This is a genomic window from Salipiger sp. CCB-MM3 (genome assembly GCF_001687105.1).
Classification (GTDB): Bacteria; Pseudomonadota; Alphaproteobacteria; order Rhodobacterales; family Rhodobacteraceae; genus Salipiger.
In genome coordinates, this window is sequence record NZ_CP014595.1 from 128,590 (window position 1) to 151,902 (window position 23,313).

Sequence of the window (23,313 nt, forward strand, 5' to 3'; positions counted from 1 at the left end):
CGGTCAGGTGATCACGTCAGGCGCGTCGCGCCCGGTGCGGGTCTTGATCCCGGCGATGGCCTCGGCGGCGGAGATCACCGGAGCAAGCGCCACCTGCGGATCGAGCGCGAATTTTGCCGCATCGGTCTCGACCTTCTCGAGGTAGACGCGCAGCGTGGCACCCTCGGTGCCGGTGCCCGACAGGCGCAGCACAAGACGCGAGCCGCCCTCGAAGCCGATCTGCAGGCCCTGCTTTTCGGCGCGCGAGCCGTCGACCGGATCGTCATAGGCGAACTCTTCCGCGGAGGTGACCTTCATGCCCGCGACCTCATTGCCCGGCAGCACGCCAAGCTGTTCGCGCACGTGGTCCATCAGCCCGTGTGCCGCATCGCTGTCGACGCCCTCGTAATCGTGGCGCGAATAGTAGTTGCGGCCATACTCCTTCCAATGGGCATCCATCAGTTCGGCGACCGAGCATTGCTTCTTGGCCAGCACGTTGAGCCAGAAGAGCACCGCCCAAAGGCCATCCTTCTCGCGCACGTGGTCCGAACCGGTGCCCGCGCTTTCCTCGCCGCAGAGCGTGGCGCGGCCCGCGTCCAGCAGATTGCCGAAGAATTTCCAGCCGGTGGGCGTGGCGTAGCAGTCGATGCCAAGCCCCTCGGCCACGCGGTCCACCGCGCCGGAGGTGGGCATCGAGCGGGCGACGCCCTTCAGGCCCTCGGAGTAGGCCGGAACCAGCGTGGCATTGGCGGCGAGCATCGCAAGGCTGTCCGAGGGGGTCACATAACAATGCTTGCCGACGATCATGTTGCGGTCGCCGTCGCCATCCGAGGCGGCGCCGAAGTCGGGCGCGTGATCGCCCATCATCTCGTCCATCAGCGGCTTGGCCCAGATCGGGTTGGGATCGGGGTGGCCTTGGCCGAAATCGGGCAGCGGGATCGCGTTGATCACCGTGCCGGGGCCGGCGCCAAGCTCGCCTTCGAGGATCATCCGCGCGTAGGGGCCGGTGACCGCGTGCATCGCATCGAACCGCATGGTGAAGCCCGACCGGAACAGCGCGTGGATCGCGTCGAAATCGAAAATCTCTTTCATCAGCTCGGCGTAGTCGGCGACGGGATCGACGATCTCGATCTCCATATCGCCCAGCATCACCATGCCGGTGCCGGCAAGGCCCACGTCCTGACTGTCGAGGATCTTGAATTCCTTAATGGTCTTGGTGGCCTCAAAGATCTTGTCGGTGATGCTTTCCGGGGCCGGGCCGCCATTGGCGGCGTTGTACTTGACGCCGAAATCGCCCTCGGGGCCGCCGGGGTTGTGGCTGGCCGACAGGATGATGCCGCCATCGGCACCGCGCTTGCGGATGAGGTTCGAGGCGGCGGGTGTCGAGAGCAGCGCGCGCTCGCCGACGATCACCTTCTTGGCGCCGCTTGCCGCGGCCATGCGCAGCACAACCTGCGCCGCCTGAGAGTTGAAGTGGCGTCCGTCACCGCCCAGCACCAATGTCTTGCCTTCGACGCCGCCGATGCCGTCCCAGATGCTCTGGATGAAATTCTCGAGGTAGTGGTGCCCCTGAAAGACCGGGGTCTTCTTTCGCAGGCCGGAGGTGCCCGGCTTCTGGCCCTCGATCGGCTCGGTAGGGACGGTGCGGATGCTGTGCGTCATGACTTTCTCCTTCGGCCGGATGCTTCCATGATCCGACCGGCATTGGCAAGAACCGGGGTGTCTGCAATCGCTTGCGGCCCCAGAGGCAGGCGCTGGCGCCAGTTTGGGTATTCCGAGACGGTGCCCGGAAGATTGGGTTGGACATCGCTGTCCAGAACGTCCTCGACCTGCACGGCAACGAGCCGCGCCTTGGTGGCGGCAAGGACGTGGCACATCGCTTCGGGCGCTTCGGGCGGCAGGTCGCCGCGAAACTGGCCCGAGAGCCAGTCGAAACCGGCGATCTCGCGCCCGCGCCAGTCACGCATGCCATTGGCATGGTCTGGCGGGGTGAGGCCGATCTCGACCCGCGTGTCGATCTCGCGCCCGGCCCGCCAGCCCTTCCACGTGGGCAGGTCGTGGGTGGTGAAACTGGCGATCACCGCCTCGTCGTAGTCTTCGGGGCGCTTGAAGGCGGGCGGATCGCCCGCATGCTCGAAACAGGCAAGACGGCAGCCCAGCAGGCCGCTTTCGTCCATCGCATGGTGCAGCCCGTCGGGGATCACGCCAAGGTCCTCTCCGATGATCACCGCGTTGGCCCGCGCCGCCTCGATCCGCGCCACGGCGAACATCGCCTCACGCGGCATCTTCACATAGGCGCCGGGCAGACCTTCCTCGTCGGGCACCCAATAGGCGCGCTCGAAGCCGATGATGTGGTCGATGCGCAGCATGCCCGAGAACCGCAGCTGCTGGCGCAGGGTGAGCGCCAGCGCCTCGAAGCCGGTGGCTTCCAGCACCACCGGGTTGAACGGCGCGAGCCGCCAATTCTGGCCCTGCGGCGCAAAGGCGTCGGGCGGCGCGCCGAGGCTGGCACCGGTGGCGAAATTGGCGCGGTCGGTCCATGTCTCTGCGCCATGCGGATGGGTGCCCACGGCCAGATCAAGATAAAGCCCATGCGCCATGCCCGCGGCTTTGGCACGGCGCTGCGCGTCGGTGACGGCCCCTTCGGCGGCATATTGCAGCCACGCATGGAACCGCACCCGCTCGTTCAGCTCGCGTGCGGCCTGAGCAACCTGCGGGCTGGCGGGATCCTGATAGGCCGGATCCCATGCATCCCAATAGGCACCAAGCTTTTCCGACAGCGCCTGATGGAGCGCGAATTGCTGCAGATCCTCACCCTCGTGCCGAAGCCACGCATCAAAGGCGGCTCCCGGCGGCGCGGCGCGGAACTGCGCCTCAAGCTCGGCGAGGCGGGCAGGGGTTTCCACCGCGAAATCGACGATCGGGCCGGGCGCTGCAGCGCTGCCGGTGGGCAGGTAGAGCGGCGCGAGGCGGCGGCGGTGCGAGGGGGTGTAGGGGCTGAAGCCGCCGGGGTCGGCCACGTGAAAGCCAGCGTGGATGGGGTTGATCCCGAGAAACCCAGCGCCCTGCGCAGCGGCCCCTTCGGCGACCACGGCCAGATCCGCGAAGCTGCCGATGCCGCCCTGATCCGCCGGGCGCAGGCAGGCCAGCGGCACCATCAGCCCCCAGTCCCGCTCGGGCAGCGGCAGGCGCGGCGGCGCGCTCAGCAGCCAGCAGACCTCTTCCGCCGCTTCCAGCCGATGCCGCCCCATGGGCAGCGCGGGCAGGCGGCCTTCGCCTTCGAAACCGCGGCCGTCCTCCAGCGTGATCTGCCACGGGCCGAGCACGCCAAGGCTGGGCGGCTCGGCATGGGTGCAGACGTGCCAGCGTGGCAGGGTTCGGCTGTGGGGGCTCGCATCGGCGTCCTGTCCCATCGCCGCCAGCAGCGCGGCTTTGGTCTCGGGCGGGGTGTCGTGCCATGTCCCGTAGAGGTCGCGGTACTCGCCAAGGATGCCGGCGGCTTCGGCGCGCGCGTCGAGATCGCTCATCGCGGCTCCTCCACCAGTGCCAGAACGGAGTTTGCCGCGAGCGTCACCGTCCCCGAGACCGTCGCAGGCTCGGCGGTGGGATCCGCGGTGTCGAGATGGCGCACCCAGAGGAAATCCTCGCCCGGATCGGGCAGGGTCAGATCCACCGCGTCGCCAGCGTTGAAGGCAAGATAGATCGCCTCTTCGCGCTGCTTGTAGAGCGGCGTGCCCGAGGCCATGCGAAACTCGGCGCAGAGCACATGCAGGTGCCCGTTGGTCCAGTCAGCGCGGCCCATCTCCTGCCCGTCCGGTCGCCACCAGAAAAGATCGGGCACACCGTCGACGCGGCGGGGAATGGAGTGCAGATAGCGCCGTTGCCGAACGATCGGATGCGCCTTGCGGAAGGCGATGAGCTTGCGGGTGAAGGCGAGGAACTCGTCATCCTTTTCGCCCCAAGTGATCCAGCCGGTTTCATTGTCCTGCGCATAGGCGTTGTTGTTGCCGCCCTGCGAATTGCCGATCTCGTCACCGGCAAGGATCATCGGCGTGCCTTGGCTGAGCAGCAGCGTCGCCATCATGTTGCGCCGCCGCTGTGCCCGCGCCGCGAGGATCGCCGCATCGTCGGTCGGCCCTTCGACGCCCATATTGTCCGAGTAATTCTCGCCGTGGCCGTCGCGGTTGTGCTCGCCGTTCGCCTCGTTGTGCTTTTCGTTGTAAGAGACCGTGTCCATCAGGGTGAAGCCGTCGTGGGCGGTCAGCAGGTTCACCGAGGCGGTGGCATTGCGCCCGGAATGATCGAACAGCCCCGCCGAGCCGGTGATCCGGTCGGCCATCACTGGCACATGCCCCAGATCGCCGCGCCAGAAACGGCGCACGCCGTCGCGGTACTGGTCGTTCCACTCGCTGAAGGGCGGCGGGTAGGCACCAAGCTGATAGCCACCCGGCCCGATGTCCCAAGGCTCGGCGATGAGTTTCTTGCTGGCCAGAATAGGGTCCTGCCGCAGCGCCTTGAAGAAGGCGGAGTTGCGGTCGAAGCCGGTGGGTGTGCGCCCCAGCGTAGAGCAAAGGTCAAAGCGGAAGCCGTCGACGCCCATGGTGCCCGCCCAATAGCGCAGGCTGTCCATCACCATGCGCAGCACCATCGGGTGATCGAGGTTGAGCGTATTGCCGGTGCCGGTGTCGTTGATGTAGTGGCGCCGGTCCTCGGGCAGACGGTAGTAGCTGAGATTGTCGAGACCGCGGAACGACAGCGTGGGACCGAACTCGTCGCCCTCGCAGGTGTGGTTGTAGACCACGTCGAGGATCACCTCGATCCCGGCGGCATGCAGCCGGGCGACCATATGCTGGAACTCCCACAGCGCGCCCTGTTCGAGATAGCGCGGGTCTGGGGCGAAAAAGCCAAGGGTCTGGTAGCCCCAGTAGTTCTTGAGACCCTTTTCCACCAGAAAGCGGTCGTTGAGAAAGGCCTGCACCGGAAGGAGTTCGATTGCGGTGATGCCAAGGCTGGTCAGATGCTCCAGCACCGGGTCCGACGCGATGCCGAGAAATTTTCCCGCAGGCTCTGCGCCGGGGAACTGTTGGGTGAGGCCCTTCACATGCGCCTCGTAGATCACGCTTTTGGCAAGGCGGGTCTCGGGCGAGCTGTGGCCGCCCCAGTCAAAGCTGGGATCCTCGACCACGCCTTTGGGCATATAGGGCGCGCTGTCGGTGGTGTTGCGGCTTTCGGTGCCGCCGTTCAGCGCATCGTTCCAGACCGGATGGCCGGTGATGCGCCGGGTGTAGGGGTCGAGCAGCAGCTTATGCGGATTGAAGCGGTGGCCCTGTTTGGGCTGGAACGGCCCGTCGACGCGGTAGCCATATTGCTGTCCCGGTGTGAGGCCGGGCACGCGCCCGTGCCAGACATCGCCGTCGCGCTCGGGCAGGGGCAGGCGGTGGGTCTCATTGCCCTCCGCATCGAACAGACACAGGGTGACGGATTCGGCATGCGCCGAGAAGATCGCAAAATTAACGCCGTCACCGTCGAACGTCGCGCCCAGCGGGGTGGCACTCCCCGCAAGGATCACCGGATCGCTCATGGGCTCTTGGCCTTCACCATATCCTGATAAAGCGCCGCGTATTTTGCGGCCGAATGGGTCCAGCTGACTGGCGAGGCCATGGCGTTGGTCATCATGCGGGTCCAGGTTTCCTTGTCCTGGTACAGAGTTATAAGCTTCATCAGCGCTTGGGCCAGTGCCTGTGCGGTCACCGGGTGGAATTGTACGCCTGTGGCACATCCCGCTGCCAATCCAGCAGGCGATGCGTTGATCACCGTGTCCGCCAGACCGCCGGTGAGCGCCACCAGCGGCAGCGTGCCGTAGCGCAGCCCGTAAAGCTGGGTCAGGCCGCAGGGCTCGAAGCGCGACGGCACGAGGATCGCATCGCCGCCCGCGATAAGGCGCTGCGCCAGCCCCTCGTCATAGCCGATGTGCACCGCCACGCCGGGGTGTTTCTGCGCCTTGCGCTGGAAGGCCTCTTCAAGCCCCGGATTGCCCGAGCCCAAAAGCGCCAGCTGGCCGCCGCGATCAAGCAGCGCGGGCAGGGCTTGCAGCAGGATGTCGAGCCCCTTCTGCTCGGTCAGCCGCGAGATCACCACGCAGAGCGGACCGGGCCAATTGTCAGGCAGGCCAAGTTCTTTGCGCAGCGCGGCCTTGTGCTTGGCCTTCTGCGCGATGGTCTTATAGGGCGGGGTCCAGATGGTCTCGTCGATGCCGTTGAGGATGCCGACCAGATCCGCCTGCCGCTCGCGCAGCACGCCGTCGAGCCCCATGCCGAATTCCTTGGTCATCAACTCGCCCGCATAGGTGGGCGAGACGGTCGACAGCTTGTCGGCATAGACCAGCCCGGCCTTGAGCGCCGACACGCTGTCCCAGAACTCATAGCCGCGCTGGTGAAAGCCGGTGCGCGGCAGGCCGAGCGTGCCGATGCGCGCCGCCGAGGCCATGCCTTGGAAGGCGATGTTGTGGATGGTCATCAGCGTGGAGACCCGGCCCGCCGCGCCCAGCTCGCGCAGGTAGAGCGGGGCGAAACCGGCCTGCCAATCGTGACAATGCAGCACCTCGGGACGCCACTCGTCGATGCCGTCGGCACCGATCATCGCCGCGACCGAACTGAGCGCGGCAAACCGTTCGGGGTTGTCGCGCCAGTCGTTGCCGCCCTTGTCCATATAGGGCCCGCCGTCGCGGTCATAGAGATGCGGGGCTTCGAGCACATAGAGGGTCTGATCCCCCAGCGGTGCCTTCAGCACCCGCGCCGGACCTCCAAAGAGATCGTCGTAGTCGGCCACCGCCTCTTGCGTCGGCAGCTTGGCCATCACCTGAGGATAGCCGGGGATCAGCACCCGCATGTCGACCCCGTGAACTGCAAGCGCCGCGGGCAGGGCGCCGACCACATCGGCGAGCCCTCCGGTCTTGATCAGCGGCACACATTCCGAGGCGACAGACAGGACACGAGTCATTTTGCGGCTTCCCTTCGGTCGAGCATTCCTTGCGTGATCAGTGTCACCCCCGAAGCGGTAACACGGAACCACTTAGCGTCTTCCTCCGGATCTTCGCCGACCACAAGCCCTTCGGGAATATGCACCCCACGATTGACCACCGCCTTGCTCAGCCGTGCATGCCTCGAGACGTAAACATTGGGCAAAAGCACCACCTGTTCGAGCGAAGCATATGAATTCGTGTGCACGTTCGTGAACAAAAGCGACTCGCGGATCTCGGTGCCCGAGACGATGCAGCCGCCCGCGATCAGCGAACTGACCGCGGATCCGCGCCGGTCTTCCTCGTCGTGGATGAACTTGGCGGGGGGCAGAACCTCGGCGTAGGTCCAGACCGGCCAGTCGGTGTCCCAGAGGTCGAGATCGGGGTCAAAGTTGGTCAGGTCGATATTGGCGCGCCAGAAGGCGTCGATGGTGCCCACGTCGCGCCAATAGGCGGGCTTGCCCGCATTGCGCACGCAGCTGTCCTCGAAGCGATGCGCCTGCGCGCCGCCCGAGGCGACGATCTCGGGGATCATGTCGTTGCCGAAATCATGGGTCGAGCTTTCCGAGCCCAGATCCTCCATCAGCTTGCCGCGCAGGTATTTCCAGCTGAAGACATAGATCCCCATGCTGACCAGCGTCTTTTCGGGATCGTCGGGCAGGCCCGGCGGGTCTTTCGGTTTTTCCAGAAACGAGGTGATCCGGTCGCTTTCGTTCACCGCCATACAGCCAAAGGCGCTGGCCTCATTGCGGTCCACGGTCAGACAGCCCACCGTCACCTCGGCCTGACTGTCGACGTGCTGCTGCAGCATTTCCTCGTAGTCCATCTTGTAGATGTGGTCGCCTGCGAGGATGACGATATGGTCGATGTCGTAGCTGTCGATGATGTCGATGTTCTGCGCCACCGCGTCGACCGTGCCGCGATACCACGTCTGTTCGTTGTACCGCTGCGAGGCGGGCAGGATGTCGAGAAACTCGTTGCGCTCGGCGCGGAAGAAGTTCCAGCCACGCTGGCAGTGGCGGATCAGGCTGTGCGACTTGTACTGTGTCGCGAGCGCGATCTTGCGGATGCCGGAATTGAGCGCATTGGACAGCGCGAAATCGATGATCCGCGCCTTGCCGCCAAAATAGACGGCTGGTTTCACTCGAAAATTCGTCAGCTCATGCAGGCGCGATCCGCGTCCGCCCGCGAGGACGAACGCCATACTGCGGCTGGCGAGCCTCTGAGACCGTCGGGGCATCAATCTCCTCCTCAGTTGAATGCAATGTCTCGGCGATGGCCGTGACAGGGGTATGAAATCTTCAAGTTTCCTCGCGCACGAGGAAGATCGCCGAAAGCGGCGGCAGGAACAGCTCGGCCGAGGCGGGATAGCCATGGCTGGGCTCGTCATCGGCGACGACACGGCCGAAATTGCCGCGGTTGCCGCCTCCGTAAATTTCTGCGTCGGTGTTGAGCGCCTCACGCCAGACGCCGGTGTCGGGCAGGCCGATGCGATAGGCCTGCTGCTCGGCGTTGCTGAAGTTGCAGATCACCGCCACCTCGGGCTCGTCGGCGCGTCCGCGGCGGATCCACGACAGCACCGAATTGCCTGTGTCGCCGCCCGCGATCCAAGCAAAGCCCTCGGGCTCGCAGTCCTTGGCGTGCAACGCGGGCGTGTCGCGGTAGAGGTGGTTGAGATCGCGCACCAGCCGCTGCATCCCCGCGTGCTGCGGATCGCCAAGGCAGGGCCAGTCGATCTCGGCGTCGTGGTTCCATTCGTGCGCCTGCGCGAACTCCTGTCCCATGAACAGCAGCTTCTTGCCCGGATGACCCCACATGAAGCCATAGTAGGCGCGCAGGTTGGCAAATTTCTCCCAGCCGTTGCCCGGCATCTTGCCCAGCATCGAGCCCTTGCCGTGCACCACCTCGTCGTGGCTGATCGGCAGGATGAAGTTTTCCGAGAACGCATAGACCAACCCGAAGGTCATCTGGTGGTGGTGATGACTGCGGTAGATCGGGTCTTTGTGGATGTATTCGAGCGTGTCGTTCATCCAGCCCATGTTCCACTTGAAGCCAAAGCCGAGCCCGCCCTGATCGACCGGCGAGGACACGCCCGGATAGGCAGTGCTTTCTTCGGCGACGGTGAGGATTCCGGGGTGCTGGCCGTAGGTTTCCGTGTTCATCCGGCGCAGCATGGCGATGGCTTCGTAGTTCTCGCGTCCGCCGTCCTTGTTGGGCACCCATTCACCAGCCGGGCGGGAATAGTCGCGGTAGAGCATCGAGGCCACCGCATCCACGCGCAGCCCGTCGGCGTGATATTCGTCGAGCCAGTAGAGCGCGTTGGCGGTGAGGTAGTTCGACACCTCGGCGCGCCCGTAGTTGTAGATCAGCGTGTTCCAGTCGTGGTGGAAGCCTTCCTTGGGGTCTGCATGCTCGTAGAGCGCGGTGCCGTCGAACCGGCCAAGCCCATGCGCATCGGTCGGGAAGTGGCCGGGCACCCAGTCGAGGATCACGCCGATCCCGGCGCGGTGCGCGGCGTTGACCAGATCGCGGAACTCATGCGGCAACCCGTGGCGGATGGTCGGCGCGAACATGCCGATGGGCTGATAGCCCCATGAGCCATCGAAGGGGTACTCGCTGACCGGCATCAGTTCGATATGGGTGAAGCCCATCTCGGCGACGTAATCCACCAGTTCCTGCGCCGCCTCGATGTAAGAGATCGGACGCCCCCAGTCCTTGCGCCGCCACGAGCCCAGATGCACCTCGTAGATCGAGATCGGCGCGCTGCGCTTATGCGCTTCGGCGCGGGTTTCGATCCAGTCCTCATCAGACCAGCCGTAGCCCGAGATGTCGCGCACGATCGAGGCATTGGCGGGCGGGTGCTCTGAGCCGAAGCCGATGGGATCAGCCTTGCGCGGCTGCACGGTGCCGTCGGGGCCGACGATCTCGTAGCGGTAGAAGGCACCATCGCCAATCTCGGGCAGGAAAATCTCCCACACGCCGGTGGCCCCGCGCCGCCGCATCGGGTGGCGCAGCCCGTCCCACCAGTTGAAATCGCCCACCACCGAAACGCGTTTGGCATTGGGCGCCCAGACCGCGAAATGCGTGCCTTGGATGCCCTCATGTTCCATCACATGCGCGCCAAGCGCCTCCCACAGCCGCAGGTGGCTGCCTTCGCCAAGCAGGTATTCGTCGATCTCGCCCAGCACCGGGCCAAAGCGATAGGGGTCTTCCTTCTCGAAAGAGAACGGCCCCTCGTCGCCATGGCCCTCGCCGCGCAGCCGGTAGGGCAGATCGCCGGGCACCGCACCGCGGAAGAAGCCGGGTACATCGGTGGGCAGGAGCGGGTGGCTGACGCCTTTGACCACGGCCCACATGCTGTCGGCACCGGGATCATAGGCTGTCACATACCTCGCCCCGTCCACCTCATGTGGGCCGAGCACGGCAAAGGGATCGTCATGCTGCCCGCGAAGCAGGCGCAGCAGCGCGGAGTCGGGGGGATGCGAAGCGCTGGTCATGGAGGTGACTGTAGCTGCTTCGCAAGCGCTGGCAATGATCTAAGACACGTTGTCTCAAAGAAGACTTGTCGCGCCCCAGATGTCTCCCATGTAGCCGCGGATCGTCCGGTCGGACGAGAACCAGCCCGAGCGCGCGGTGTTGAGCGCCGCCATATGCGCCCAGGCCCGCGTGTCCTTGAACGCCACATCCACCTCGCGCTGCGCCCGCCAGTAGTCGGTGAAATCCGAGCAGACGAGGAAGTAATCGGCGCCTTCGAGGTTGCTGGTGATGCCGTGGTAGCGTTCGGGCTCGCCGGGCGAGAACCGGCCCTCGCGGATGAGGTCCAGCGCCCGTTTCAGGCGCGGATCGGCGTCGATTGCCTTGCGCGCGTGGCCCTCGATCTTGCGGCGTTCCATCACCTCCTCGGCGGTCATCCCAAAGAGGAAGAAATTCTCGGCCCCCACGTGTTCGCGGATTTCGACGTTGGCGCCATCCAGCGTGCCGACGGTGGGCGCGCCGTTGAGCGCGAACTTCATGTTGCCGGTGCCCGACGCCTCCTTGCCCGCGGTCGAGATCTGTTCCGACAGATCAGCGGCGGGGATCATCCGCTCTGCAAGGCTGACGTTGTAGTTGGGCAGGAATGCGATCTTGAGATACGGCGCGGTGACGGGATCGCTGTTGATCACCGTGGCCGCGTCATTGATCAGCCGGATGATGTCCTTGGCGAAGAAATACCCCGGTGCCGCCTTACCGCCGAAAAGCTTCAGGCGCGGCGTCCAGTCGGCGTTGGGGTTGTCGCGGATCTCGGCCCAATGGGCGATGGTCTCGAGGATGTTGAGGTGCTGGCGCTTGTATTCGTGCAGGCGCTTGATCTGCACGTCGAACAGCATCTCGGGATCCACATGCAGCCCGTAGGTCTGGCCCATCCAGTTCGACAGTTCCGCCTTGTTGTCGCGCTTGACCTGCGTGTAGCGGTCGAGCCAAGCGGCATCCTCAATCGAGGGCTCCAGCTTTTGCAACTGCTCCAGATCATCGACCCAATCCTCGCCGATGGTCTCGGTGATCAGGCCCGCCAGCCGCGGGTTGCACGACAGCAGCCAGCGCCGCGGGGTGACGCCATTGGTCTCGTTGACGATGCGCTCGGGGTGCAGGTTGTGGAGTTCCTCGAAGACGGTGGTCTTCATCAGCTCGGTGTGCAGCGCCGAGACGCCGTTCACATGATGCGCCATGACAAAGCTGAGCGGCCCCATCTTCACCTGATGGTCGGCGCGCATGGAGTTGAGGCGCGAGGGGTTCTGCTTGGCATGGGTGCTGTCGATCTGGTCGATCAGCTGGATGTGTCGCGGCAGCAGGCGGCCAAAGAGCGATTCGTCCCATGTCTCCAGCGCCTCGGGCAGCAGCGTGTGGTTGGTGTAGCTCAGGCAGCCCTTGGCGATCTCCATCGACTCCTCGAACGACAGGCCGCGCTCGTCATGCAGCACGCGCACCAGTTCCGGCCCGGCGATGGCCGGGTGGGTGTCGTTGAGCTGAATGGCCACTTTCGCGGGCAGCTTGCGCAGGTCGCCGAACTGGTTGTCGAAGCGGCGCAGGATGTCGCGCAGCGCGGCGGCGGTGAGGAAATACTCTTGCTTGAGGCGCAGTTCCTTGCCCTCGACGGTGGTGTCGTCGGGATAAAGCACGCGGCTGATGGTGCGTGCCAGCGCCTCGGGCTGAGCGGCCCCGGCAAAGTCGCCGTGGTTGAACCGGTCGAGATCGAACGGATGGATCGCGCGGCCCGACCACAGGCGCAGCGTGTTGGCCCAGCGACCCTTCCAGCCGACGATCGGCGTGTCATAGGCCTCGGCATCCACCACTTCGGACGGGTGCCAGCGCACGGTTTCGCCGCGCGTGTCCACATGACCGCCAAAGCCGATGCGATATCGCACCTCGGGGCGTTCGAACTCCCACGCGTGGCGCTGTTCGAGCCAAAGCTCCGGCTGCTCGACCTGCCGCCCGTCGACGAAACTCTGGCGGAAGAGGCCATGCTCATAGCGGATGCCATAGCCGTGCGCCGGACAGCCAAGCGTCGACAGGCTTTCGAGGAAACAGGCCGCGAGCCGCCCAAGGCCGCCATTGCCGAGCGCCGCGTCGGGCTCGTCTGCCAGCACGGCGGCGTAGTCCTTGCCGAACTCCTGAAGCACCGCCTTGGCCTCGTCCACCAGTTCGAGGTTGACGATGCCATCCTCGATCAACCGCCCGATCAGGAACTCCATCGACAGGTAGTACACCCGCTTGGCACCTGCCTCGTAGGTCTTGTGCGTGGCGTCGATCCACGCGTCGGTGATCCGGTCCCGCACCGCATAGCTCAAAGCCATGCGCCAATCTTCGAGGATCGCGTGCTCGGGATCCTTGCCGAAAGAATAGCGCAGGTGTTGGAGGACGGACTCACGCAGGGAGGCAGTGGTGGTCATGGAAAGGCTCACTCGCTTTGGAAAAGACGAAGGGTTGCGCCGGTCGACCTAGGGCGTTCGCTCGATTGATGAACAGACTTTATTGTGAAAAGGCGACCTTCTTGCGCATCACGCCGAGAATTCCGGCAATTCGCTTAAGTGACAGGCACATCCCGTGAGCGCCGCATAATCGTCGGTCACAAGGCTGACCGGAAACTGATGCATGAACTCCTTGAAGCGGCCGCGATCCACAAAAGCCTCTTCGAAGGCGCCGGTGGTCAGATAGGGGCCGAAGTGCCGCGCGACGCCGCCGATCAGATAGATGCCGCCGAAGGGCAGGGTGGTGAGCGCAAGGTTGCTGCAGACCCGGCCCATCATGCCCACAAAGGCGTCGATGGCGCGCAGCGCGCGCGCGTCGGTTCCGGCCTGCACGGCCTCCATGATCTGCTGCGCCTCCAGCGGCTCGCCCTCGCCATCCTCGTCGCAGAGCCACGCATAAACGCGCTCGAAGCCGCGGCCCGACAGAATGTGCTCGACGCCGGGGCCTTCATGCTTGCGCTCGATGAAGCGCAGCAGGCGCATCTCCGCCTCGGTCTGCACGGGGATCGCCGTATGCCCGGCCTCGGACGGCGGCACCAGCGTGCGGTCGCCAAGCCGGTAGACGGGCGCGGCGTTCATCCCGGTGCCGATGCCGACAACCAGACGCGCGGCCTGCGGGCTGGCGGTCTGGCCGGGCAGGATCGGCGTCAGGCAGTCCTCGGCGATATGCCCCAGCGCATGGCCCTGCGCCTGCAGATCGTTGAGCACCGAGATCACGCTGGCACCGGTGGCCTCGGCGAGCGTGGGGCGGTCGATCTCCCAATCGATGTTGGTCAGGCGCCCAGCCCCGTCGCGAACCGGACCGGCCACGGCAACGCAGGCCGCCTGAGGCTGCGCGCCGATCTCTGCGAGGTAATGCTTGAGCACGGCGCCGATGCCGTCGCTCTCGGCGTTGCGGTAGCGTTTGACCGAGCCTTCGATCAGCCTGCCACCTTCGCTGAGCGCGACGCGCGTGTTGGTGCCGCCGATGTCCGCCAGAACTGCTGTGCCGCTGCTGCTCATGATGCCCTCACTCCGTTTCGCCGCGCCTTTGGTCCGTGCCGTTACGGCTCATCCCGTCGTTAGCGCTCTCGCCAGCGCGTGGTAAGAGGCTTTGGGCGTGCGTTCAAGCGTCTCGAAGTCCACATGCACCAGCCCGAAGCGTTTTTCGTAGCCGAGGCTCCATTCGTAATTGTCGAGCAGGGACCAGACGAAATGCCCCTTCACCGGCGCGCCCGCGTCGATGGCGCGGCGGACCTCGGCAAGATGATCGTCGATATAGGCGATGCGATCCTGATCATCGACGCCGCCATCCACCAGAGGGTCGGGCGCGGCCATGCCGTTCTCGGTGACATAGAGCGGCAGATCGCCGGTGTAGTCCTGCGCCAGACGGATGAGGTGCTGCGACAGACCCTGCGGGTAAATCTCCCAGTCCATGAAGGTCTTGGGCAGCGGCCCCTCGACCTCGGTGAGCGACGGCCACGGGCCGGGGTCGGGCGCAATCACCTTGCGGGTGTAATAGTTCAGCCCGCACCAGTCGAGCGGCTGGGTGATGGTCGGGAAATCGTCCTGCCAGTTCTGCGGCAGATGCGGCTCCAGCCCGTCGAGCACGATCTCGGGGTAGGCCCCTTTGAAGACCCCGCCGACGAACCAGCGGTTGTAGATGCCATCGTAAAGCGCCGCCGCATGGCGGGCGTCATCGGTGTCGTCCGCGGCGGTGGCCCATTCCATGTTGAAGACGCCGCCAAGGTTGCTCATGCCGAGGCCCCGCATCACCTCGATGGCGCGGCCATGGGCGAGCAGCACGTGGTGCATGGCGCGGGCCGTGGCGCGAATGTCGCGCAGCCCCGGTGCCTGCAGCCCCATGAAATGCGACAGCCACGCCACGCACCACGGCTCGTTGATCGGCGCGACGGAATACATCCGGTCGCCGATGCGCTTCATCAGCACTTCGGTGAAATCGCCGAACCAGTCCGCGATGTCGCGGTTGCGCCAGCCGCCGAGGTCGGCGAGCGGCGAGGGCAGCTCCCAATGATAGAGCGTGGCACAGGGTTTGATGCCGCGCTCGAGCATGGCGTCGGTGAGCCGGTCATAAAAATCGAGGCCCTCGGGATTGGGGGTACCGCGCCCCTCGGGGAGCACCCGCGCCCAGCTGGTGGAAAAGCGGTAGGCATCCAGCCCCGCCGCCTGCACCAGATCGAGGTCCTGCTCATAGCGGTGGTAATGATCGCAGGCCCGCCCGCCATGTTCGGCGCGGACCACATTGCCCGGGGTCGCGGCGTAGTCATCCCAATGGGTGCGCCCGGCACCGCCGAAGGCATGGCCCTCGATCTGATAGCTCGAGGTGGCGACACCGAAGAGGAAGTCTTCGGGGAAATCCTTGCGGGTAAACTGCATGGCCTGTCCTTGTGGGGTTGGGCGATTGGGGGTCAGTTGGCCGATGCGGGGGCCGATGAGGGAGCTGGGCCGGTGGACCCGCCGATGATCAGCTGCGCCTCGAGCAGGCGCGATTGCGCCGGAAGGCTGGGGTCTTCGATATGCGCCAGCAGCATCGCGGCGGCGATGCGCCCGGCCTCATAGACCGACGAGCGTGTGGCGGTGAAGATCGGCAGATCGGGCCCATTGCGCAGGAAGCTCAGATCGTCGTCATGGGTGATCACCGAAACGTCGCGCCCCATCTCCAGCCCGGTGGCATGGATCGCCCGGCGGATGCCGATGGCGGCGATCACCGAAGAGGTGAGCAGCGCGGTGGGCGGCTCGGGCAGGGCGAGCAGGCGTTGCGCCGCCTCGAAACCGTAGCTTTCGGTCATCTCGCCGCTCGCCAGAAGTGCCGGATCGGGGGCGACGCCGCGCGCCGTCAGCGCCTGTTCGAAGCCGAGCCTGCGGCGATAGGCGAAGTCCATGAACTCCAGCCCGTTGATCAGCCCGATCCGGCGGTGGCCGAGGTCGAGCAGGAAATTCGTCGCGCGCTGGAAAGCGTGGGTGTTGTTCATGTCGACCCAGCTGTAGGCGGTCTCGAGCTCTGAGGCGCGGCCATGCACCACGAAGGGCAACCCGAGCTTGCGCAGAAAGGGGATGCGCCCGTCGTGCATCGACGGACCATGCACGATGATGCCGTCCACATTGCCCTTGGCCTTGAGCCGCCGGTAGTTCTCTTCCTCGTCGCGGTCGCCGGTGACAGAGAGCGTCATGTCATACCCGGCCTTGACGTATTCCTCGGATGCGCCAGCTATGAAGTCACCGAACACCGGGTTCATCATCTGGTGCTGCGTCGAGATCGGGATCACATGGCCGATGGCCATGGCCCGTCCCGTCGCCAGCCCTTTGGCTCTGGCGTTTGGGGCATAGTTCAGGGCCTGCGCCGCTTCCGCCACGCGCTTGCGGGTCTGCTCGCTGACCTCGGGATAGCCGTTGAGCGCGCGACTCACCGTGGTCTGCGACAGATTGAGGTGCGCGGCCAGTTGCTTGAGATTCATCGCGAGGTCTTCCAAAGCGCTTCGGTAATCATCGACATTATCGCCAAAAGCAGGGTCACGAAAAGACCTTTTCAAAACTGCCTTTTTTAGCTGCAGTGCAGCATAAAATTAACACTACCGCAGCGGATTGCGTGATTGACAAACGGGGGGCAAACGCGGGACGCTTCGGCAATCTCAAACCGCTTTGGGGGATTTTTCCCTCAAATTGCGCTGACACTGGGAATTTAACGCGGCACGGGAGGCCGCGACATGACGGGAGGACTCTGACGACATGACCATTGGCATGACGAAGCAATCGCGCACGCGCGCCATTCTTGGATCCGTTGCGGCCCTGGCGCTCTGCGCTGGCGCGGCACAGGCGGATCTGGTGTTCACGCCGGGCGAGGGGGATTTCAACTGGGAAAGCCTCGACAGTTTCGGCGCCGAGCATGATCTCTCGGGGCAGACGCTCAGCATCTTCGGACCGTGGCGCGGCGACGATCAGGCGCTGGTCGAAACCGTGCTGGCCTATTTCGAGGAAGCCACGGGCGCGACGGTCAGCTATGCCTCGTCGGAGACCTATGAGCAGCAGATCGTCATCGACACCGAGGCGGGAAGCCCGCCCAATATCGCGATCCTGCCGCAGCCGGGGCTCATCGCCGATCTGGTCAAGAAGGGCTTTGTCGAGCCGCTTGGCGACGAGACCGCCGAATGGCTGCGCGAGAATTACGCCGCTGGTGACAGCTGGGTGAGCCTCGGATCCTACGAAGGGCCGGACGGCGAGGAGGCGCTCTATGCGTTCCCCTATAAGATCGACGTGAAGTCTCTGGTCTTCTACGTGCCCGAGAACTTCGAGGACGCGGGCTATGAAGTGCCGGAAACGCTCGAAGACCTGAAGGCGCTGACCGAGCAGATCGCCGAAGAGGGCGAAACGCCGTGGTGCATCGGGCTGGGATCCGGCGGGGCGACCGGCTGGCCCGCAACCGACTGGGTCGAGGACATGATGCTGCGGGTACAGCCGCCCGAGGTCTACGACCAATGGGTCAGCAATGAGATTCCGTTCGACGACCCCAAGGTGATCGAGGCCATCGAAGAGTTCGGCTGGTTCGCCAAGAACAATGATTTCGTCGCGGGCGGCACCGGCGCGGTGGCCACCACCGATTTCCGCGAAAGCCCCAATGGCCTCTTCGCCTCGCCGCCGCAGTGCTACCTGCACCATCAGGCCAGCTTCATCCCGACCTTCTTCCCCGAAGGCACGCAGATGGGGGTAGATGCGGATTTCTTCTACATGCCCGCCTATGAGGGCAAGGATCTTGGACAGCCGGTGCTGGGCGCCGGGACGCTCGCTTTCATCACCAAGGACAGCGACGCCTCGCGCGCCTTCATCGAGTTCCTGCAAACCCCGATCGCGCATGAGATCTGGATGGCGCAGTCCGGCTTCCTGACCCCCTACAAGGAAACCGATCCCGAGATCTACGGCACGCCGACGCTGAAGAAGATGGGCGAGATCCTTCTTGATGCCACCACCTTCCGCTTTGACGCGTCCGACCTGATGCCGGGCGCGGTGGGCGCGGGCAGCTTCTGGACCGGCATGGTCGATTACGTGGGCGGCAAATCCGCCGAGGACGTGGCCGGGGCAATCCAGAACAGCTGGGACGCCGCGAAGTAAGTCCCAAGACGCGCCGGGACCCGCGCGCAACTTCCTTCGAAGGAAGTTGCAAATCTCTTCGAAGAGATTTGCGGGTCCCGGAGGCAACCCAAGTGACTGACCAAGGCTGAACGGGGGGAGAGACCATGCATCCGGCACTTCAGGCCGTGCTGACCATCGTGATCGGGCTCGGCGGCTGCATCGCCTATTTCTGGCTGTCCAACCAGCTTCTCGACAAGGTGCTGTTCCCGGCGCGCGGACCCAACATCGGGCGCAACATCCGCCGCGCCGAGATGATCCGGCCGTGGCTCTTCCTTTTCCCGGCGCTCTTCGCGCTTGGCCTCTATCTGGCCTATCCGGTGGTGGCGACCTTCTGGCTGTCGCTTACCGACCGCAATCAGGGCGGCGCTTTCGTCGGCCTCGCCAATTACGAGCAGATGATGCGCGAGCCGAAATTCTGGGAGGCGATCCGCAACAACATGCTCTGGCTGGTGGTGGTGCCCGCCGCGTCAACCGCCTTCGGGCTCTTGGCAGCGCAGCTCACCGACCGCATCCGCTGGGGCAATATCGCCAAATCGCTGATCTTCATGCCGATGGCGATCTCTTTCGTGGGCGCCTCGGTGATCTGGAAACTGGTCTATGATTTCCGCCCCATCGGGCAGGAGCAGATCGGCATCCTCAACGCCGTCTGGGTCTGGCTCGGTGGCGCGCCGCAGACATGGCTGACCATCACCCCGTGGAACAATTTCCTGCTGATGATGGTGCTGATCTGGATCCAGACCGGCTTTGCCATGGTGATCCTCGGCGCGGCGCTGCGCGGCATTCCCGAAGAGACGGTTGAGGCGGCGATCGTCGACGGCGCGAACCCGTTCCAGATCTTCTTCAAGATCAAGGTCCCGCAGATCCGCTCGACCATCGTGGTGGTCTGGACGACGATCACGCTGGTGGTGCTGAAGATCTTCGACATCGTGCTCGCCATGACCAACGGCCAGTGGCAGACGCAGGTTTTGGCCAACTACATGTACGACAAGCTGTTCCGCGCCTTCGACTGGGGTGTCGGCTCGGCCTCGGCCATGGTCATCATACTGCTGGTCTCGCCGATCCTCGTCTGGAACGTGATCAACGCGCGCCGCGAGATGCGCTGAGGGAGGGCGAAGAGATGGAGAATATCGCGGGCCAGAAATCCCACCTCACATGGGCGGTGCATATCTCGGTGGCGCTGCTGGTGGCCCTGTGGCTTTTCCCCACCGTGGGGCTGTTGGTGTCGTCCTTCCGCACCGCCGAGCAGATCAGCAATTCGGGCTGGTGGTCGGCCTTTTCGGCGCAGAAGGGCCAGCTTCCGGCGATCCGGATCGAGGGCGACGAGGCGCAGGAGGGCGATCTCTACATCATCGACGGCAATCTCTTCGGCACGGCGGAAACCACGCTGTCGGCATGGGGCACCTCCTCGCGTGAGCCCGAGGCCTATGAGCCCGACACGACGGTCGATCTGAAGGATGGCTGGCAACTGACGGTGGAAAGCTCGGGCGACTTCCGCCTCAGCAGCCCGCAGAGCTTTGAAGGCAAGCGGCTGCCGCGGGTCTTCAGCACCGCCACCGCACCGCCGGAGTTCACGCTGGAGAACTACGAAAACGTGCTCTTTGGCACCACCGCCGGCGCGGGCGTCGGGCAGGCGTTCCTCAATACGTTGACGGTGGCGATCCCGGCGACGGTGATCCCCATTCTGGTCGCGGCCTTCGCCGCCTACGCGCTGGCGTGGATGGAGTTTCCGGGCCGTGCGCTGCTGGTGGCGGCGGTGGTGGCGCTTTTGGTGGTGCCGCTGCAACTGGCGCTGATCCCGCTTTTGCAACTGCACAACAGTATCGGCATCGGCAAAGGCTACCTCGGGGTCTGGCTGGCGCACACCGGCTTTGGCCTGCCGCTCGCCATCTACCTGCTGCGCAACTACATGGTCGGCCTGCCGAAAGACATCATCGAGAACGCCCGCGTCGATGGTGCGTCGGATTTCCAGATCTTCACCAAGATCGTGCTGCCGCTGTCGTTCCCGGCGCTGGCAAGCTTTGCCATCTTCCAGTTCCTCTGGACGTGGAACGATCTGCTGGTGGCGCTGGTTTTCCTCGGCACCGATGACGACCGGCTGGTGTTGACCGCGCGGCTGGTCAACCTCATGGGCTCGCGCGGCGGGCAGTGGGAAATCCTCGCCACCTCGGCCTTCGTGTCGATCGTGGTGCCCTTGCTCGTGTTCTTCGCGATGCAGAAATATCTGGTGCGCGGCCTGCTGGCCGGTTCCGTAAAGTGATCGAAAGTGCCTGAGCCATGAGCAATAAGACAACCCTCCCTGTGCCCTCGACCGAAGACCGCGACTGGTGGCGCGGCGCGGTGATCTATCAGGTCTATCCGCGCAGCTTTCAGGACAGCAACGGCGACGGTGTTGGCGATCTGCTGGGGATCTCGCGCCGCCTGCCGCATATCGCCTCGATGGGGGTGGACGCAGTGTGGATCTCGCCGTTCTTCCGCTCGCCGATGAAGGACTTCGGCTATGACGTCAGCGATTACTGCGACGTCGACCCGATGTTCGGCAGCCTTGCGGATTTCGATACGCTGATCGAGACGGCGCATCAGCTTGGCCTGAAAGTGCTGATCGACCTCGTCATGTCGCACAGCTCGGACCAGCACCCGTGGTTCGAGGAAAGCCGCAGTTCGCGCGACAATCCGCGCGCCAATTGGTACGTCTGGGCGGATGCAAAGCCCGATGGCACGCCGCCCAACAACTGGCTGTCGATCTTCGGCGGCTCGGCATGGCAATGGGACACGGTGCGCTGCCAGTATTACCTGCACAACTTCCTGACCTCGCAGCCCGATCTCAACTTCCACGAGCCCGAGGTGCAGCAGACGCTGCTTGAAACCGCGCAGTTCTGGCTCGACCGGGGGGTCAACGGCTTCCGCCTCGATACGGTGAATTTCTACACCCACGACAAGGAGCTGCGCGACAACCCCGCGCTGGCCCCCGAGCGGCGCAACCCGATCACCGCGCCGGCGGTGAACCCCTACACATGGCAGGAACATCTTTACGACAAGACCCAGCCCGAGAACCTCGAGTTTCTCGCCAAGCTGCGCAAGCTGATGGACCGCTACAACGCCGCCGCCGTGGGCGAGATCGGCGAGGATCTGCGCGGTCTGGAAGTGCTGGGCGAATACACCTCGGGCAATGAGCATCTGCAGATGTCCTATGCCTTCGAGTTGCTTTCCGACAAGCCGCCCTCGGCCGCCTACGTCAAGGACGTGATGGACAAGGTGCATGAGGTCGCCAGCGACGGCTGGGCCTGCTGGGCCTTCTCGAACCATGACGTCGTGCGCCATGTGACGCGCTGGGGCATCGGCGACGGTGGCGCGCGGGCCTACACCACGCTGATGATGTGCCTGCGCGGGTCGGCCTGCATCTATCAGGGCGAGGAACTGGCGCTGCCCGAGGCGGTGCTGGCCTTTGAGGATTTGCAGGATCCCTATGGCATCCGCTTCTGGCCCGCCTTCAAGGGCCGCGATGGTTGCCGCACGCCGATGGTCTGGGAGCCGCACGCTCATCACGGCGGCTTCACCGAGGGCCAGCCGTGGCTGCCGGTGAGCCACGAGCATCTGCGCATGACCGTCGAGGATCAGGAGAAGGACCCGGCGGCGATCCTGCATCACTACCGCCGCGCCATCGCCTTCCGCCACGCCCATTCGGCGCTGCGCAAGGGCGAGATCACCGATGTTAAGGCGCAGGGCAGCGTGCTCAGCTTCCACCGCATCAACGATGAAGAAGAGCTGTTCTGCGCCTTCAACATCGGCCGTGACCCGGCGGCGATCGACGCGCCCGCGGGCAAGTGGCAGCAGGTGGGGGTCGAACTGGGCTCCACCGGCACGGCGCCCGACGGCAAGTTCCATCTCGGGCCGTGGCAGCCCGCGCTGGCGCTGCGGATGTGATCAGCAGGGTGATGGGCAGGCAACGAGGATAAGGGGGAGACCATGGCGGATCTGAAACTGGCCAGCGTCGGCAAGACCTACGGCGGCACCGTCGAGGTGCTGAAGGACATCAATCTCGACATCACCGCGGGCGAGTTGATCGTCTTTGTCGGTCCGTCGGGCTGCGGCAAGTCCACGCTGCTGCGGATGATCGCCGGGCTCGAAAGGATCACCGCTGGCACGCTGGAGATCGACGGACAGTTGGTCAACGATGTGCCGCCCGCACAGCGCGGCATCGCCATGGTCTTTCAGAGCTACGCGCTCTATCCCCATATGACCGTGCGCGACAACATGTCCTTCGCACTGCAGATCGCCAAGAAGAGCAAGGAAGAGATCGCCGCCTCGGTCGAGCGCGCCGCCAAGATGCTGCAGCTGGAGCCCTATCTCGACCGTCTGCCCAAGGCGCTCTCGGGCGGGCAGCGCCAGCGTGTCGCCATTGGCCGGGCCATCGTGCGCGACCCCAAGGTCTATCTCTTCGACGAGCCGCTGTCGAACCTCGACGCGGCGCTGCGCGTCGCCACCCGTATCGAGATCGCCCAGCTGAAAGAGGCGATGCCGGACCGCACGATGATCTATGTCACCCACGATCAGGTCGAGGCGATGACGCTGGCCGACCGCATCGTGGTGCTGGCCAATAAGGGCGTGGCGCAGGTCGGCTCGCCGCTGGAGCTGTACGAGACGCCGAACAGCGAGTTCGTGGCGCAGTTCATCGGCTCTCCGGCGATGAACATGCTGGCGGGCGAGGTCACCGGCACCGGCCCGCGGACCACCGTGGCGCTGCAGGCGGGTGGCACCGCGCTGTCGGACGTACCCACCACCGACGCCGACATGGGCCTCAAGGTCAACGTCGGCATCCGACCCGAGGATTTCACCATTGCCGAAGGCGCGGCGATCTTCCGGGGCAGGGTGGCGCTGACCGAGGCGCTCGGCGAGGTGACGCTGCTGCATTTCGAGCCCTCTGAAGGCGCCAAGGAAGCGGTGATCGCCAAACTGCCGGGCATCCACAAGGGGCTGCGCGGCAGCGATGTGGCGCTCACGGCGGAACCTGCGAAGGTGCATCTTTTCTCGGATGGCGTCTCGCTGCTCTATCGCTGAGCAGGGCAAAAGCCTCTCAAGACTTTTGCAAATCTCTTCGAAGAGAGTTGTTTTGCACGGGCCTAGGCTGATTTACACTGAAATGGCGCCGGAACGCCCCTAGTGTTCCGCAAAAGTTCTCTTTTGAGCATT

15 protein-coding genes are annotated in these 23,313 nt (G+C 64.8%); 5 read left to right on the top strand and 10 right to left on the bottom strand.

The window, feature by feature from the left end; genetic code table 11:
• Positions 1-3: 3 nt before the first annotated feature.
• The 10 genes from AYJ57_RS00650 to AYJ57_RS00695 form a co-directional block, all read right to left on the bottom strand.
• Positions 4-1,641 (bottom strand): alpha-D-glucose phosphate-specific phosphoglucomutase, encoded by a 1,638-nt coding sequence (locus AYJ57_RS00650; RefSeq protein ID WP_066099757.1) that lies wholly within the window; start codon positions 1,639-1,641, stop codon positions 4-6.
• Positions 1,638-3,506: a 4-alpha-glucanotransferase gene (locus AYJ57_RS00655; protein WP_066099760.1), complete on the bottom strand. Its 1,869-nt coding sequence runs from the start codon at positions 3,504-3,506 to the stop codon at positions 1,638-1,640. The genes AYJ57_RS00650 and AYJ57_RS00655 overlap by 4 nt, the downstream gene beginning before the upstream one ends.
• The gene (gene glgX / locus AYJ57_RS00660; protein WP_066099763.1) at positions 3,503-5,560 is read right to left on the bottom strand and encodes a glycogen debranching protein GlgX; all 2,058 of its coding nucleotides are present in this window, start codon (positions 5,558-5,560) and stop codon (positions 3,503-3,505) included. Before glgX ends, AYJ57_RS00655 begins: the two co-directional genes overlap by 4 nt.
• Positions 5,557-6,978, bottom strand: a complete 1,422-nt coding sequence (glgA, locus tag AYJ57_RS00665; protein WP_066099766.1) for a glycogen synthase GlgA — start codon at positions 6,976-6,978, stop codon at positions 5,557-5,559. Before glgA ends, glgX begins: the two co-directional genes overlap by 4 nt.
• A complete protein-coding gene (glgC, locus tag AYJ57_RS00670; protein ID WP_442974743.1) occupies positions 6,975-8,201 on the bottom strand; it encodes a glucose-1-phosphate adenylyltransferase in 1,227 nt (408 codons plus the stop codon). Before glgC ends, glgA begins: the two co-directional genes overlap by 4 nt.
• Before the next feature lie 97 nt (positions 8,202-8,298).
• Positions 8,299-10,494 (bottom strand): 1,4-alpha-glucan branching protein GlgB, encoded by a 2,196-nt coding sequence (gene glgB / locus AYJ57_RS00675; RefSeq protein ID WP_066099771.1) that lies wholly within the window; start codon positions 10,492-10,494, stop codon positions 8,299-8,301.
• A 54-nt stretch (positions 10,495-10,548) separates the two neighbouring features.
• A complete protein-coding gene (locus AYJ57_RS00680) occupies positions 10,549-12,924 on the bottom strand; it encodes a glycogen/starch/alpha-glucan phosphorylase (protein ID WP_066099774.1) in 2,376 nt (791 codons plus the stop codon).
• A gap of 108 nt (positions 12,925-13,032) precedes the next feature.
• Entirely contained in the window at positions 13,033-14,004 is a 972-nt protein-coding gene (locus AYJ57_RS00685; protein ID WP_066099778.1) for a glucokinase, read from the bottom strand.
• Positions 14,005-14,052: 48 nt separating this feature from the next.
• Positions 14,053-15,378 carry a GH1 family beta-glucosidase gene (locus AYJ57_RS00690; RefSeq protein WP_066099781.1) on the bottom strand — a complete coding sequence of 442 codons (1,326 nt, stop codon included), beginning with the start codon at positions 15,376-15,378 and terminating at the stop codon, positions 14,053-14,055.
• A gap of 32 nt (positions 15,379-15,410) precedes the next feature.
• Positions 15,411-16,457, bottom strand: a complete 1,047-nt coding sequence (locus AYJ57_RS00695; RefSeq protein WP_066099782.1) for a LacI family DNA-binding transcriptional regulator — start codon at positions 16,455-16,457, stop codon at positions 15,411-15,413.
• A 271-nt stretch (positions 16,458-16,728) separates the two neighbouring features.
• Between AYJ57_RS00695 and AYJ57_RS00700 the strand changes: the two genes are divergently transcribed.
• The 5 genes from AYJ57_RS00700 to AYJ57_RS00720 all read left to right on the top strand — a co-directional run bounded on the left by AYJ57_RS00700 (position 16,729) and on the right by AYJ57_RS00720 (position 23,181).
• Positions 16,729-18,105, top strand: a complete 1,377-nt coding sequence (locus AYJ57_RS00700; protein ID WP_083191109.1) for an ABC transporter substrate-binding protein — start codon at positions 16,729-16,731, stop codon at positions 18,103-18,105.
• Positions 18,106-18,230: 125 nt separating this feature from the next.
• Positions 18,231-19,229, top strand: coding sequence for a carbohydrate ABC transporter permease (locus tag AYJ57_RS00705; RefSeq protein ID WP_066099785.1), 999 nt, complete (start codon positions 18,231-18,233; stop codon positions 19,227-19,229).
• Between the two features lie 14 nt (positions 19,230-19,243).
• Positions 19,244-20,383, top strand: a complete 1,140-nt coding sequence (locus AYJ57_RS00710) for a carbohydrate ABC transporter permease (RefSeq protein WP_066099788.1) — start codon at positions 19,244-19,246, stop codon at positions 20,381-20,383.
• A 17-nt stretch (positions 20,384-20,400) separates the two neighbouring features.
• The gene (locus AYJ57_RS00715; RefSeq protein WP_066099791.1) at positions 20,401-22,047 is read left to right on the top strand and encodes an alpha-glucosidase; all 1,647 of its coding nucleotides are present in this window, start codon (positions 20,401-20,403) and stop codon (positions 22,045-22,047) included.
• 42 nt (positions 22,048-22,089) lie between these two features.
• Complete coding sequence (locus AYJ57_RS00720; protein WP_066099794.1) at positions 22,090-23,181, top strand: ABC transporter ATP-binding protein; 1,092 nt, start codon at positions 22,090-22,092, stop codon at positions 23,179-23,181.
• The last annotated feature ends 132 nt before the right edge of the window (positions 23,182-23,313 follow it).

What these genes read in the sequence shown, in the direction of transcription:
- AYJ57_RS00650 (WP_066099757.1), bottom strand. Translation starts at nt 1,641, where the DNA reads ATGACGCACAGCATCCGCACCGTCCCTACCGAGCCGATCGAGGGCCAG.
- AYJ57_RS00655 (WP_066099760.1), bottom strand. Translation starts at nt 3,506, where the DNA reads ATGAGCGATCTCGACGCGCGCGCCGAAGCCGCCGGCATCCTTGGCGAG.
- glgX (WP_066099763.1), bottom strand. Translation starts at nt 5,560, where the DNA reads ATGAGCGATCCGGTGATCCTTGCGGGGAGTGCCACCCCGCTGGGCGCG.
- glgA (WP_066099766.1), bottom strand. Translation starts at nt 6,978, where the DNA reads ATGACTCGTGTCCTGTCTGTCGCCTCGGAATGTGTGCCGCTGATCAAG.
- glgC (WP_442974743.1), bottom strand. Translation starts at nt 8,201, where the DNA reads ATGGCGTTCGTCCTCGCGGGCGGACGCGGATCGCGCCTGCATGAGCTG.
- glgB (WP_066099771.1), bottom strand. Translation starts at nt 10,494, where the DNA reads ATGACCAGCGCTTCGCATCCCCCCGACTCCGCGCTGCTGCGCCTGCTT.
- AYJ57_RS00680 (WP_066099774.1), bottom strand. Translation starts at nt 12,924, where the DNA reads ATGACCACCACTGCCTCCCTGCGTGAGTCCGTCCTCCAACACCTGCGC.
- AYJ57_RS00685 (WP_066099778.1), bottom strand. Translation starts at nt 14,004, where the DNA reads ATGAGCAGCAGCGGCACAGCAGTTCTGGCGGACATCGGCGGCACCAAC.
- AYJ57_RS00690 (WP_066099781.1), bottom strand. Translation starts at nt 15,378, where the DNA reads ATGCAGTTTACCCGCAAGGATTTCCCCGAAGACTTCCTCTTCGGTGTC.
- AYJ57_RS00695 (WP_066099782.1), bottom strand. Translation starts at nt 16,457, where the DNA reads ATGAATCTCAAGCAACTGGCCGCGCACCTCAATCTGTCGCAGACCACG.
- AYJ57_RS00700 (WP_083191109.1), top strand. Translation starts at nt 16,729, where the DNA reads ATGACCATTGGCATGACGAAGCAATCGCGCACGCGCGCCATTCTTGGA.
- AYJ57_RS00705 (WP_066099785.1), top strand. Translation starts at nt 18,231, where the DNA reads ATGCATCCGGCACTTCAGGCCGTGCTGACCATCGTGATCGGGCTCGGC.
- AYJ57_RS00710 (WP_066099788.1), top strand. Translation starts at nt 19,244, where the DNA reads ATGGAGAATATCGCGGGCCAGAAATCCCACCTCACATGGGCGGTGCAT.
- AYJ57_RS00715 (WP_066099791.1), top strand. Translation starts at nt 20,401, where the DNA reads ATGAGCAATAAGACAACCCTCCCTGTGCCCTCGACCGAAGACCGCGAC.
- AYJ57_RS00720 (WP_066099794.1), top strand. Translation starts at nt 22,090, where the DNA reads ATGGCGGATCTGAAACTGGCCAGCGTCGGCAAGACCTACGGCGGCACC.